At 59.3% G+C, this 14,157-nt stretch carries 11 protein-coding genes; 4 read left to right on the forward strand and 7 right to left on the reverse strand.

The genetic code is table 11. The annotated features are described in order from the left end of the window. Positions 1-93 precede the first annotated feature (93 nt). The 5 genes from L861_RS01135 to L861_RS01155 all read right to left on the reverse strand — a co-directional run bounded on the left by L861_RS01135 (position 94) and on the right by L861_RS01155 (position 6,608). On the reverse strand, positions 94-1,449 hold the full coding sequence (locus tag L861_RS01135; RefSeq protein ID WP_016414690.1) for a uracil-xanthine permease family protein: 1,356 nt from the start codon (positions 1,447-1,449) through the stop codon (positions 94-96). Between the two features lie 113 nt (positions 1,450-1,562). Next, a complete protein-coding gene (locus L861_RS01140; protein WP_016414691.1) occupies positions 1,563-2,930 on the reverse strand; it encodes an 8-oxoguanine deaminase in 1,368 nt (455 codons plus the stop codon). Between the two features lie 312 nt (positions 2,931-3,242). Then, complete coding sequence (locus tag L861_RS01145) at positions 3,243-4,013, reverse strand: GGDEF domain-containing protein (RefSeq protein ID WP_016414692.1); 771 nt, start codon at positions 4,011-4,013, stop codon at positions 3,243-3,245. Between the two features lie 179 nt (positions 4,014-4,192). Further along, complete coding sequence (locus L861_RS01150; protein ID WP_016414693.1) at positions 4,193-5,971, reverse strand: ABC transporter transmembrane domain-containing protein; 1,779 nt, start codon at positions 5,969-5,971, stop codon at positions 4,193-4,195. A gap of 142 nt (positions 5,972-6,113) precedes the next feature. After that, complete coding sequence (locus tag L861_RS01155) at positions 6,114-6,608, reverse strand: c-type cytochrome (protein WP_016414694.1); 495 nt, start codon at positions 6,606-6,608, stop codon at positions 6,114-6,116. Between the two features lie 168 nt (positions 6,609-6,776). Here L861_RS01155 and L861_RS01160 point away from each other — a divergent pair, with 168 nt between their 5' ends. The 3 genes from L861_RS01160 (at position 6,777) to L861_RS01170 (ending at position 10,263) form a co-directional block, all read left to right on the forward strand. Continuing rightward, positions 6,777-7,013 (forward strand): metallophosphoesterase family protein, encoded by a 237-nt coding sequence (locus L861_RS01160; RefSeq protein ID WP_236617032.1) that lies wholly within the window; start codon positions 6,777-6,779, stop codon positions 7,011-7,013. Between the two features lie 96 nt (positions 7,014-7,109). Further along, entirely contained in the window at positions 7,110-9,524 is a 2,415-nt protein-coding gene (locus tag L861_RS01165; protein WP_016414696.1) for a Lon protease family protein, read from the forward strand. Next, entirely contained in the window at positions 9,514-10,263 is a 750-nt protein-coding gene (locus L861_RS01170; protein WP_016414697.1) for a universal stress protein, read from the forward strand. The genes L861_RS01165 and L861_RS01170 overlap by 11 nt, the downstream gene beginning before the upstream one ends. Here L861_RS01170 and L861_RS01175 read toward each other — a convergent pair. Next, complete coding sequence (locus tag L861_RS01175) at positions 10,247-11,824, reverse strand: cation:proton antiporter domain-containing protein (RefSeq protein WP_016414698.1); 1,578 nt, start codon at positions 11,822-11,824, stop codon at positions 10,247-10,249. The two genes, L861_RS01170 and L861_RS01175, sit on opposite strands and share 17 nt — an antisense overlap. 283 nt (positions 11,825-12,107) lie before the next feature. On the opposite strand from L861_RS01175, the gene L861_RS01180 reads away from it, so the two are divergent. Next, positions 12,108-12,725 carry a nucleotidyltransferase family protein gene (locus L861_RS01180; RefSeq protein ID WP_016414699.1) on the forward strand — a complete coding sequence of 206 codons (618 nt, stop codon included), beginning with the start codon at positions 12,108-12,110 and terminating at the stop codon, positions 12,723-12,725. 1 nt (position 12,726) lies between these two features. On the opposite strand, the gene pdxR is transcribed toward L861_RS01180, so the two are convergent. Beyond that, positions 12,727-14,154, reverse strand: a complete 1,428-nt coding sequence (pdxR, locus tag L861_RS01185; RefSeq protein WP_016414700.1) for a MocR-like pyridoxine biosynthesis transcription factor PdxR — start codon at positions 14,152-14,154, stop codon at positions 12,727-12,729. Between the last annotated feature and the right edge of the window lie 3 nt (positions 14,155-14,157).

The raw sequence follows: 14,157 nt of genomic DNA on the forward strand, positions 1-14,157 counted from the left end.
TAGTGCAAGGCAGACAGTGGCGGCAATGATGAAAACGGCCTCATCCGCAAGCTTGCGGATGAGGCCGGCAGGAAATGTATCGTTGACGTGAGACTATTCGGTAGGTGCCACCTTGGCTTCAGCGGCCTTCTGACGGGCGCTGGGGTCAGGAAGTATCAGGTTGAGTACGATGGCGCATAGAGCGCCGGGAATCAGCCCGGATTCCAGCATCGCCGCCACGTTGGACGAGAAGCCGGACAACAACTCTTCATGGGCGGGTAGGCCGATGGCCACCGAGAGCGAGACCCCGATCACCACCATGTTGCGCTTGTCGAAGTGGATCTTGCTCAGCATCTTGATACCGGCGCTGGTGATCATGCCGAACATGATCAGCACGGCGCCGCCGAGCACCGCATTGGGGATGCTCGAAATCACTGCCCCCAGCTTGGGTAACAGGCCGGCCACCAGCAGGAAGCCACCGCCGATGGCAACGACGAAGCGGCTGACTACCCCAGTAAGTGCCACCATGCCGACGTTTTGACTGAAGCTGATCTGTGGAAAGGCGTTGAACACCGCGGCCACCATGCTCGCCACGCCATCGGCCATCACCCCGCCAGACAACTCACGCGGAGTAGGCTCGCGGTTGAGCCCGCCGGCAGTGGTGCCGACGATATCGCCGATCGACTCGGCACAGGTCACCAGTGCCAGCAGCACCATCGGCAGGATGGCCGCCCAGTGGAATTCGATGCCGATGGCGAAGGGTTGCGGCATGGCTATCCAGTTCGCCTCGCCGATCTGGGACATATCCACCATGCCGGTGGCCAGCGCCACGACGAAGCCGCTGACCAGCCCCATCAACGGTGCCACCTCCGACCAGAAGCCGCGTCCGTACTGATGAAAGCCCACGGTGATGGCGAACACCAGGGCCGCCAACAGCAGGTGATGGAAGCTGCCGAAATCGGGGGCACCGAAGCCGCCGCCAGCGTAAGCGAAACCCACCGGTAGCAGCAGGATGCCAATCATGATCACGAAGGTGCCGGTGACCACTGGCGGAAACAGGAAGCGCACCCAAGGCAGGAACAGGCCTACCAGGGCCATGGTCAACCCGGCACAGAGCGTTGCGCCCAGTGCCGCGGGCAGGCCCATGTTCACCGCGATGGGAATCAACAGCGGGACGAAGCCGAAGCTCGTGCCCATGACGATGGGGAGCCTGGCGCCCAGCGGCCCCACGCCCAGCGATTGCACCAGGGTGGCGACCCCGGCCACGAACATGGCCGCCTGGATCAGAAAAACGGTCACATCGCTTGGCAGATCCATCGCCCCGGCAATGATGATGGGCACGGTCACGTTACCCACGAACATCGCCAGCACGTGCTGTATGCCGAGCGGGACTGCCTTGGCCACGGGGGGCATGTCATTGACATCGGCACTGGCCGCAAAGCGGCGATACCAGGTCTTGTTATTGGACATCTTGGTCTCCTGTATTGAACAGCGGTCGGCATTTATTCGTTGTTATCTGCCGGGGTTGGGTCTTGCCGGCGTCCCCCTGTGTCTGTCGATGATGTTGCGTATCTCCACTCAACTCAGGCGGCTTGCCACAGCCGCTGAGCCGCCGCCCGATGGCGAGCCATCAATGCTTCCAGGTCGAGGTTCTGCACTTGGGAGTCGATGACCCGCCAGCGGCCGGCGACCATCACGCGGTCGGCTCGATGCGCCCCGCACAATAGCAACGCCGCCAGCGGGTTCTCCGCACCGGAAAAGCGCGGCTCATCGAGCTTGAACAAGGCCAGGTCGGCCTGCTGACCGGGTGCCAGCCCACCGATATCCTCGCGCCCGAGGCAGCGTGCCGAGCCTTGGGTGGCCCAGCGAATCACATCGGCATGACTGACTTGGGCAGGGCTGTAACGCAGTCGGCCGAGCAGCATTGCCTGGCGCATCTCCTCAGCAAGATTGGAATGGTCGTTGGAGGCCGAGCCGTCCACGGCCAGCCCCACCGGGGCCCCGGCACGCTCGAGCTCCAGCGTACGACACAACCCCGAACCCAATACCATGTTCGACGATGGGCAGTGGGCGATGCCAGTACCCGCCTCACCCAGACGACGAATTTCCTCGTCGCTGAAATGGATGCCGTGGGCCAGCCAGGTGCGGTTGCCAAGCCAGCCGCACTCGTCCAGATAGTCGAGCGGGCGTAGGCCGAACAGGCGCTGACAGTAACGGGTTTCGTCTTCGGTTTCGGCCAAGTGAGTGTGTAAACGCACGTCTTCGGCCTTGGCGAGGTCGGCGGTAGCTTTCATCAGTTCGCGACTGACGGAAAAGGGCGAGCAGGGCGCCAGCGCCACAGTGACCATCGCACCTTCCTCGCGCTGGTGGTAGCGGGAGATCAAGCGTCGACTGTCGTCGAGGATGGTGGCTTCATCCTGTACCACGAACTGTGGCGGCAGGCCGCCGTCGTCGCGACCCACGCTCATCGAACCACGCGTCAGGGCCGCGCGCACGCCGAGCCTCCGGGCAGTTTCCACCTGACGGTCGATGGCCTCCGCGAGCGCATTGGAAAACACATAGTGATGGTCGGCCACGGTGGTGCAGCCGGATAGCAGCAGCTCGGCCATTGCCAGTTCGCTGGCTACCTCGAGTTGCTCCTCATCGAGGTTGGCCCAGACATCGTAGAGCGTGGTCAGCCAGGGGAAGAGTTCCTTGTTCAACGCCGGCGTATAGGCGCGAGTCAGGGTCTGATAGAAGTGGTGATGGGTATTGACCAGACCTGGCAGCAGGACATGTTGCGAGGCATCGAAGGATTGATCGACCGGCTCGCTGGGTCGATGGCCTGCGGCCACGCGCTCGATGATGCGTGTACCTTGTATTACGACACCGCCGGCGGCAGCGGGATCGGCACAAGCCAGTGGATGCTGGATCCACAGGCGGCTATTGCTGGTTTGGGACGCAAGCGACATCTCGAGGCTCCTGTCAGTGGGGCACCCATCGCCAGAGGCGAAGGGTTACCCACGACACGCGTGGTTCAGGTGCCTTCCATGGAAACACTGAATAATTCAGCGCTCCCTTATCTGACCCCAGGATGGGTGTCGACGATTTTGTATTCAATTTGTTCTCAATATGAGTACTGAAATGTGTACCGTGATGTTGCCAATGTCAAGAATATGCGTTGTCAGCCCGTTGATACTTTCGTATCGACATGGCGGTATAAACAGGCGGCACATCGTGCCGAGTGGAGGTGTCGGTATAGGGAGAGGAAATCAGGCTAACGGTCAGCCATTCACGGCCGTGGGTTCGTCGATGACACGGCGGCTGGTCACGCAGTTACGGCCGTTGGCCTTGCACTCGTAAAGAGCGGCATCGGCAGTGGCGATCATGTCCTCGAGGCTCACTGGCTTACCAGGCTCCGTGGTTGAGACGCCGATACTGACCGTGACCACATCGGCGACCAGCGAGCCTTGGTGCGGAATACCTACGGCTTGGAGCATGCCTCGCATGGCTTCGGCAAGGCGAGTGGCATCCTCTTCTCCGGCATCCAGTAGCACGACAAGGAACTCCTCACCTCCCAGACGTACCACGATATCGGTTTCACGGCGGAAGGTATCGCGCAGTACGTTGGCAATCTCGAGCAGGCAGTCATCTCCAGCCTGGTGGCCATAGAGATCGTTGTAATCCTTGAAATGGTCAACGTCGATCATCAAAGCGGAGACGGCATTCATCCAACGTCGGCTTAGAGGGAGGGCGATCTCGAGTCGCTGCTCCAGTAAGCGACGGTTGCCCAAACCGGTGAGCGGGTCCTTGATGGTCTGTTGGTGGAGACGATGATTGCTTTCCTGCAGTTGTTGGATCTTGTCAGCCAGACGCGTGACCAGTGGGGCGTCTTGGTTCCGAAAAGAAGTGGGTTCTGACTCTGAAGGGGATTTCTCGAGACTGTTGAGCAATGCCTGCAATGGGCGCCGGTAACGTAGATGGACCAACGCGATGATAGCCACCGAGGCAACGGCAGCGGCGAGCACCATCATTAACAAGGTGGGCAGGGACATGGACATCGGTTCGTTGGATCGCTCTCGGGTACGCGGTCATCAAGTGTCGAGGTTCAAGCAGTCAAAAGCGTTATCGACTTCCAACGAGCAAACTTTAGTTACGTATAGTTACTAATTTACGATGACATGATATGTCTCGATCAAGGTGTCTGACCTGTCGGTAACCATGTCGAGTTCCATCAGTAGCCGGCTTGTTCGGGAGAGAATTGCAAGTTGGCGAGCTGGCGATACAGAGCGCTGGACTCCAGCAGTTCCGTATGTGTTCCTGACGCTACCAAGCGTCCTCGGTCGAGCACCAATAAACGGTCGGCGGCAACGACCGTGGATAGCCTGTGGGCGATGACCAGGCTGGTACGACCCTGCATCAGACGGTCCAGCGCCTCCTGGACGATGCGTTCGCTTTCGGCATCCAAGGCACTGGTAGCCTCGTCAAGCAGCAGTACCCGAGGGTTGCGTAGTAGTGCCCGGGCGATCGCCAGGCGTTGGCGTTGTCCGCCGGAAAGCTGTACCCCACCTGGGCCCAGGGGCGTATCGAAGCCTTGGGGGAGAACTTCGAGGAAATCGAGTGCATTGGCATCCTGGGCGGCAGCACGCAATTCCCGATCGGTTGCCGTGGGGTGGCCGTAGCGGAGGTTGTCAGCAGCCGATCCAGTGAACAGCACCGGTTCCTGAGCGACCATTCCCATGACTTGGCGCAAGGCGTGTGGGTCAAGCTCACGTAGGTCGATACCATCCAGCGTCACCCGGCCGGTATCCGGGTCGTAGAAACGCAGCAAAAGCTGCAACAAGGTACTCTTGCCGGCACCGGATGGACCGACCAATGCAACGCGCTCGCCAGGTTCGATGCTCAGGTCCAGTGCCTGCAAAGCGGCGGAGTGGGGACGGCTGGGATAGGCGAAACTCACGCCTGTGAAAGCGATGGCACCTCGTACCGGGGTGGGCAATTCACGCGGCTTTGCCGGCGCCTGAATCCGGGGTTGAGCATCGAGCAGTTCCAGCAGCCGTTCGGTGGCTCCAGCGGCACGTTGCACATCGCCTGCAACCTCGGCCAGAGATGCCACAGCGCCAGCGGCCAATACCGCATAAAAGACGAACGCCGAGAGTTCGCCTGCGCTCATCCTTTCAGCCAACACTTCATGGCCCCCTTGCCACAACATCAGCCCCACGGCACCGAACACCAGTAGCATGGCGATACCGGTCAGCCAGGCACGTTGTCGGGTACGCTGAATGGCGGCTGTGAAGGCCTCTTCTACGCGTTGACCATAGTCCCGGCGGTCGATGGCCTCATGTCCGAAGGCTTGCAGGGTACGGATACCCAAGAGCGCTTCACCAGCGTAACGTCCAAGCTCGGCGATACGGTCCTGGCTATGGCGCGATAGGCGTCTCACTCGACGCCCATACCACAGGATTGGCGCCACCGTGGCGGGAATTCCCAGCAGCACCAAAGCCGACAACCAGGGTTGGGTGATCACCATCAGGATGATGGCACCGATCAGCATCAGCAGGTTACGCAGGGCTACCGATAGTGACGAGCCGAATAGCGTCTGCAGGATGCTGGTGTCGGCGGTCAGGCGTGACTGGATTTCGCCGGCACCGCCATTCGTATGGGTATCGTTCTCGAAGTAGGCGGGCTCCAAGGTCAGGAGATGGTCGAATACCAGGCGGCGGAGATCGCCGGCCAGGCGTTCGCCGATCCAGGTCACCAGGTAGTAGCGTAGCGCGGAGGCGATGGCCAGAATGGCCACGATCACCAACATGCCCACCAGTGCCTGATTGAGCCGCGCCGCGTTCTCGGCCATGAAGCCCTGGTCGATCACCAGGCGTAGCCCCTGGCCCATCAATAGTACGCTACCGGATGCCACGAGTAGGGCAATGCCCGCCAGTATCAGATGCAAGCGATAAGGGCGCAGCAATCTCAACAGGCGTAACAGAATCCGTGGATCGGGACGAGAGGGCATCATGACCTCGGCCAGGAATCGTCGATGATGCCAAGGACATTACCAGTGCTGGCGTGGTTGTGCATACGTGGGTTTCGGTTAGGCACGAGCTTGGAAAGACACTGCCCTCCCTGGCAGTCGATGTGTGCCTGGTTCCGAAGGCCTACTCGCTGGGCATGGAGGGAAATGCCACATAAGGTGAGGCAGGTTCACTGCCTGGGGGCTGATAGGTAGGCGCCGATTCACCAGCCGGCCCCAGTGAGCGAATATAGTGATACATTGCCCGCGAATCTTCCTCACTCATATGATTGAGGTTGAACCAGGGCATGGGCGGGCGTGTCTTGAGAGTGCGAGTCATCGTCACCCATTGCCCTTCATCCAGGCTGTTGGCCAGCAGGCGGAGATTGGCGGCATAGGTCGTGCCCCAGGCGCCGTACCACCCCAGAATATCGCCGGTCAGCCACAGCTCCTCGGGGACTTGACCATCGGCAAAGGCATAGTTTGGTGTATGACAGTCGTTGCAGCCGCTGATGGTAATGAGGTAGCGGCCCCGTTCGATCAGTGCCTGATCCGCCTCCTCGGCCATGGCGAATATCGCGGCAAGCGCCAGTAACCCTGCTGTTCCCGTTATTTGGCAGCGACGTACGAGATGTTTCATTGTGGTTATCCTCACCATCACGGACCGACGCTGGCCCGCTTCACAAGCATAGGCAGCCGGGTAACAAAATGTTAGATAACGTCAACGCTGATCAGGTGTCACCGAGAAAGCCCATGTGATTACGCATCTTGTCCGATCTGCATCTGGAATTCTTCGAAGGGGGGACGCGTGAGCTACCCGAGGTGGATGCCGATGTGGTGGTGCTGGCCGGCGACTATGCTGTCGGCGGCTTTCGCTTCGCGCCTGGACGGTTTGATGGGGCGCATGGATCTTTGGATCCATGGTCATGTTCATGAGCCGGTCGACCGCAGCGTCAAGGGGACCCGTGTGATTGCCAACCCCGAGGGCTATCCCGATGAGTTCGAGGCACTATCGTTCATACCGGATCTCGTCGTCGATGTGTAAGCATGACGTCAGGAACCGCGCATCTGGTCTGATTTGAATCAAGCATGTCGGCGTCACCTCTTCCATACTTGGCTTGTTGGCAGAGGAGACATAGCCATGGTGGAGCCGCTTGGGGTCGCGCAGGTATATCGGGAGTGTTCCGACGACACGTTTTCCTTCATGGCGACCAGCGAACTGGAACCGCTCGAATTGCTGACGGGGCATATCCGTGCCCGCGAGGCTCTAAGCTTCGGTACGGCAATCCGTAGCGATGGTTTCAACCTGTTCGTGCTGGGGCCGCCGGACTATGACAAGCATACCTTGGTGGGGCGCTTTCTGGCCGAGCAGGCCAAGAAGCTGCCGGCACCGCCGGATGGTTGCTACCTGTTCAACTTCGAAGACCCTTCCTCGCCGCGTTATCTGACGCTGCCGCCTGGCAAGGGATGGCAACTTCGCGTCGATATCGAACAGTTGGTGGAAGAGCTGCGCAGCACCATTCCCGCGGTATTCGAGAGCGACGAGTACCAGAATCGTCTGCACGAAATGAAACAAGCGATGAGCGACCGGCAGCGCGATGCGATCGAGACGGTACGTCGCGAGGCCCGTGAACACGACATTCTGTTGCTATCGACACCCAATGGCTTCACCTTCACTCCTGCTGAGGGTGACGGCATGATGGCGCCTGAAACCTTCGAGAAGCTTCCCAAGGATGAACGCGATCGCATTCAAGGAACGGTGGAGATCCTGCAGCGTAAGCTGCAACAGGCGATTCGCCAGATGCCACAGCTGGCCAAGGAGCTGCGACAGCAGACCCAACGCCTCAACGAAGAGATGTTACAGGCCGCCATCGATGGTCCTCTTGGCGAACTGGAAGCTCGCTATGCCGATTTTTCTGGCGTCTTGAACCATCTCGAGGCGATTCGTGAGGCCATCCTGCAGCATGTGGATGCCTTTCTGGAAAGTCACTCCGAGATGTCACCCGACGCGGTATTCAGCCGCTTCCAGGTCAACCTGCTGGTCGACAACGCTGGATGCGATGGGGCGCCGGTGGTTTACCAGGATTTACCGACTCACCAGCACTTAGTCGGCCGCATCGAACACCATGTGCACAACGGCACACTGCTTACCGACTTCTCGTTGATCCGTGCTGGGGCGTTGCACCGCGCGAATGGTGGCTATCTGGTGTTGGATGCGCGCAGCCTGCTGCAACAGCCAGGCGCCTGGGAAACTCTCAAGCGAGTATTGCGTGCCGGTGAGATTCGTACCGAATCCCTCGAGCAAGCCTATGGACTGATCAGTACCGTGACATTGGAGCCGGAACCGGTTCCACTGGATCTGAAGGTGGTGTTGCTAGGGGACCGCCAGCTCTATTACCTGCTCTGCGAGCATGATCCTGAGTTTCTCGAACTGTTCAAGGTTCAGGCGGACCTAGAGGATACTTTGCCGCGAGATGCCGATGGTCAAATGCAGTATGCCAGAATGCTGGCCTCCATGGCGCGGGACGCAGAGCTGCGCCCGTTGGATCGTTCCGGTGTGGGATCGATGATCGAGCACGCCAGTCGGCTGGCCGACGATCAGCGCAAACTAACGGCTCATCACCGCGCCTTGCATGATCTGTTGCTGGAAGCCGACCATTGGGCCGGCGAGGCGGGGGCCGAGATGGTGGGGCGTGCTCACGTGGAGAAAGCGATCGCGCAACAGCTATGGAGAGCTGGCCGCATTCGCGAGCGCAATCTTGAGATGATTCAGCGTGGCACGGTGATGATCGCTACCCATGGCGAGACGACCGGTCAGGTTAACGGGTTGTCCGTGCTGCAGCTTGGCGAATACGGCTTCGGACAGCCTAGCCGAATCACGGCAACGGCACGCCCCGGAGCAGGGCAAGTGGTGGATATCGAACGTGAGTCCCGCCTGGGAGGCCGCATCCACTCCAAGGCAGTGATGATCCTGTCACGCTTTCTGGCCAGCCGATATGCGGGTGAGACACCACTATCGCTCTCGGCCAGTCTGGCATTCGAGCAATCCTATGGCGGTATCGAAGGCGACAGTGCGTCGGTGGCCGAAGTATGTGCACTGATCTCCGCCATCGTGCAGGTTCCACTCAAGCAATCGCTGGCAGTGACGGGATCGATCAACCAGCACGGCGAAGTTCAGGCAGTGGGCGGTGTCAATGAAAAGGTCGAGGGCTTCTTTCAGGTCTGTCGCGAGCGTGGCGAGCTCGATGGCAAGGGCGTCTTGCTGCCGGCAGCCAATGTCGAACATCTGATGCTCCGTCCGGAAGTGCGCGAGGCTATCGCCCAAGGCCACTTTCGCGTCTATGCCATCTCCCATGTGGATGAGGCGCTTGAATTGCTGACCGGCTGTGAAGCGGGGCAGGTGGACGGGAATGGTCATTATCCAGAGGACAGCCTGAATGCCAAGGTGATGGCGCGGCTCGAGCGATTCCAGCAAGTGGTCAAGAAGAAGGGTTCTCGTACCAACAAGACACCACCCGCGGAGCAAGACGAGGAGGACAATGGCAATGCCGAATGACGACGTTGTCCAGCACGGCATCGTGCCCCGTGTGTTGGCGTTGTTGGATGCTTCAAGGCATAGCTTGGCGGCACTATCGATCGCCACCGATCTGGCATGCAGCCGGCATGCTGAGCTGGTTGCCCTTTTTGTTGAAGATCGCGATCTATTGAGCTGTGCGGAATTTCCCTTTTCATGCGAGGTGGGAATGTCGTCCGGAATGGCAAGACCGCTATCGCCGTCGGCTCTCGAGGCCAGTCTGTCGCGCCAGAGAGAAAGTGTTCGTCAAGCGCTGAGTGCCACGGTAGCTGGACGTGAAATACGCCATTCATTGAAGGTCAGCCGTGGACGAGTCGTTGCCGAAGCCCTGGCGTTGGCGACCAGTAGCGATGTGTTGGTACTGGGGAAAGCGGGGGGATCCTCCCAGTGGGGAGGGCGCCTGGGATCCACCAGCCGTGTTTTGATGCTGAAAGCACCGTGCACGGTGCTACTGTGGGATACGACATATCCCATGGAGCAGGGCCCTCTCCTGGTAATGGGAGAGGGGGGAGACTCTGCTACCCCTGAGTGGCTGGCCAATAGCCCTCTTTTCGACGGTGTGGCGCGGCTCACCGAGATGAGCGCGTCATCGCTCGAGCGACGAGTGGCCATTTCTCCTTACGGTGCCTTGTTGCTGCGTCGGTCGCAGCTCGCACGCTTGGTCGACGAAGATCCAGAACTGATGGCACGTCTGCCCATGCCCATCATCGTGGTGCCTTGATGTCTTCTTTCTTGTAGTCGGGTCGAAAGGCCTCCCATGTCTTTTCCGCCAGACCGATCCCCGCGCCAGCCATGGTCAGATAGGTTTCGTTCGCACCGGCTTCGAGGAGCTTTTCCGACTCGTCGTCGAACATGGTCTGGGCGACGATAGGTCCCGTAAAGCCGAATTTCCTGAGCTGACGAGCGGCAATGAGCTTCCCTTCGATATCAGGCATGGCAAGAATCACGGCTTTGATCCTGGAGATGTCCACGCCATGCCAGAAGCCGATATCCTCAGCGTCGGCATATACCACATTGCGTCCTGCCTCCTTGTGCCGAGCCACCTTGTTGGGGTCAGCATCCAGACCGATGACATTCTGGTGACGTTCGGCCAGAAAGTTGAACGCCGCCGTCCCGGTACGCCCCATGCCCATGATCAGTAACTCGGCATGATCCAGTGAAGCCGGTTGTTCGTCCGGATGGTGAGTTCGCTTTTCGAATCGCACGAGGAAGTGCTCGAAACGATCGAATAACGGATGCGCGAAGCGATTCAATGGTGCTGCGACGACGAATGAGACGGCGACAGCGATCGCTAGTGGGACGAGCCATTGATCCAAGACACCTGCGACAACGATGAGGCCAAATTCGCTGTAGCAGGTCAGGCTTAACGCTCCCAGGAAGGCATTGCGTGCCCGCAACCGGAACAAGGTCAACAGGAAGAAGAAGAGCAGTCCCTTGAGCGGCAAAATGAGTGCCAACACCAACGCAAGTGTCAATGCCTCGGTATCGGGGAGTCCAGCCATGCCGATCTGCAGAAAAAAACCGACCAGCAGAATTTCCTTCAACCCCCACAGCGACTTGGATAGCTCCTGCGCCCGATCATGGTCGGACAGCAATATCCCCATGATCAGTGCGCCGAGTTCGGGGCTGAGCCCCACCAGTTCGAATCCCATGCCGCCCAACGCAACGGACATCACCACGCCCATCAGCACCAGCAGCTCATCGTGTCCCGCGACGTCCATCAGCCAATACATAGCTGGCTTCAGCAGCGGAAGCCCGAACACCAGCAAGGCCCAGTAAGAGGGCGTGTGTCCCCCGGCAATACTCAACACGGCCAAGGCGATCAAATCCTGAATGATCAGAATGCCGATGGCCACACGACCGTGAAAGGCCCGGAGTTCACGCTTGGCTTCCAATACCTTGGCCGCCAGCACGGTACTGGAAAATGCCAGGGCGGTGGCCAGCATCAGTGCGGTTTGCCTATCCAACTGCATGAAGAAATAGAGGCCCAGGGAAAACACGCCTACCGAAAACAGGAAATGCAGCAGTGCCCCCCCTAGTACTACTGGTGATACCAGGTTGCGCAGCTTGAGTTTCAGCCCAACGGTGAAAAGCAGTAACAGGACACCGAGATGAGCCACGTGTTTCAGCACGGGGCCAGCCTCTTCAGGCAAACCGAGGGTAGGGCCGAATACATTGAGTGCGAATCCCGCCGCAAGAAAGCCGACCAGGGGAGGCAGTCCCAACTGGCGGACCAACACGCCGAAGACGAAGGCAAACGAGAGCGAGACGACTTCAATCAAAATGACGTTCCTGTGGGGTTAGAAATTCATTGGGCTCGCCAGGGGCGAGCGTAGTGTACGTCACGAAAGGCAAAAAAATGTAGTTCGATGCCCCTTGGCTGCCATTGATCTTCACTACATGATTTCACCTGCTACATTTGATGGATGCCTAATGATTTCGGGGCCGTATCAGGCGTCGAGAGCAAGAAGAAACGACGAGGAGAAACACAGTGGTCACCCTGACGATCAACGGCTGCGAGCATGAGCTCGATGTGCCAGAGAGCATGCCATTGCTGTGGTCGCTATGAACTCTAGAGCGGATACGGACCGTACCGTCGCCTTGATCATGGCTGCCGGGCGTTCACGGCGTTTTGGCGATGCCGACAAGCGCCTGGCCACTTTACCAGATGGCCGCACATTGCTGGCTGTCACGCTGGAATGCGTTGCCGAGGTCTTCTCTCAAGTGCGTGTCGTGCTGCGCGAAGACGATGACCCCAGGCCGCTGGGGTTGCCTGTGGAGACGCTGGTGATTCGCGCCCCGCATGCCGATGCGGGGTTGGGCGCTAGCCTAGCGGATGCTTTCGTGGCACTGGAAGGCGACCCATCTTTGACCGAATGCGAGGTGGCGGCGGTACTACTGGCCGATATGCCCTTCATCCAGGTCGCAACGATGCAGATCCTTGAGCGCGAGTCCGACGCCTCATGGATTGTACGTCCTCGTCACGCTGAGCGTCCTGGTCACCCGGTACTCTTCGGTCGTGACTTCTGGCCCGAGCTGACAACGCTGGATGGTGACGAAGGTGGGCGCGCTGTCATCCGCCGGCACACGGCTCGGTGTCAGGAAATCGACGTGGACGATGCCGGTATTCATGCCGATATCGACTATGTCGAAGATATGGCCCGCTTCGAATGCCACCCATGATCTAGTGAATCAAGGCGGCTCGCAGTCTCTCCGCTAGGTGCTTGGCTTCATCTTCGCTGGTAACGTTGGTGAATCCCAGCAAAAGCGACGGTCTGCATTGAGTTTCGAGGCACCAGTGGGATAGCGCATGAACCGCCAGTCCATCTGCCTGCGCTTTTGCGGCAAGTTCTATGTCATCGCCGTCCACCAGTTCCGCCAGAAGGTGCATGCCCCCTGCCTGTAATCTGATGTGCAAGCGCTCGCCGAATGCGTCACGAAGTGCCTGAGCCATATAGGCTCTGCGTTGGGCATAGAGGCTGCGCATCTTCTTCAAATGGCGCGCGAAATGACCTTCGTTCATGAAGTCGCTGATGGTTGCCTGCGCCAGCGTGAAACAGCCACCAGAGAAGGTGTGGCAGGCGTCTTGAAAACGCTCCACTTCAGACGCTGGGACCACCAGGTAGCCAAGCCGAAGGCCGGGGAACAGTACCTTGCTGAAGGTGCCGGTATAGAGTACGCGCCCCTGCTGATCCAGGCTCTTCAGTGCGGGTAGTGGGTGGCCTTCATAGCGATATTCGCTGTCGTAGTCATCCTCGATGATCCAACTGCCCACCTGGTTGGCCCATTGCAACAGTTCCAGGCGGCGTGGCAGAGCAAGGGCGACCCCAAGAGGACTTTGGTGTGAAGGCGTGATGACCGCAAATCCAGCATTAGGCGCGTGTTGCAGGCCAAGGTCGACATTCAAGCCTTGTTCATCCACGGGAATGGGAACCAGCCGTGCGCCGTTACCGACGAGTTGTCGGCGCGCATAGTAATAGCCAGGATCCTCGAACCAGACTTGGTCGCCAGACCGCATCAGGCAGTGACAGATCAGATCGAGCGCGCCTTGATAACCGGCCGTGATAAACACTTGCTCAGGAGAGCATTGGATGCCTCGGGAAATACCTAGATAGGAGGTAATGCGTTCTCGCAAGGGGCGGTAGCCAGCCGGGTCGGGATATCCCAATGCCGTGGTAGCGATATCGCGTAGTCGACGGGTCATCAGGCGACGCCATAGCTTGGTTGGAAAGACATCCAGTGCCGGTAGGCCAAGCTGGAACGGTCGTGTTGACGTGTCCCGATACCGTTCCCGGGCCCTGCACGGTACCGCTGCCTCCTCGGGTGGCAAAGCGAGCCCGCTGGCCTGAGTCAGGCGAGGAGACACCACGGTACCGGCTGGACCACGCGCTTCCAGATACCCTTCGCCGATCAGCATCTGATAGGCCGCTTCGACGGTGCCGCGGGAAAGATTCAGCTCACTGGCCAGGCTGCGAATTGCCGGTACGCGGTCACCCGGTTTCAGGCGACCAGCGCTAATCGCGTCCTTATAGCGCCGGTATAGCTGCAAATAGATTGGTGCTTGCAGCTTGCGGTCGGGTAGCGACAACGAATCAGCATGCTTATGTCCCATTCA

The organism is Litchfieldella anticariensis FP35 = DSM 16096, from assembly GCF_000409775.1.
Taxonomy (GTDB): domain Bacteria; phylum Pseudomonadota; class Gammaproteobacteria; order Pseudomonadales; family Halomonadaceae; genus Litchfieldella; species Litchfieldella anticariensis.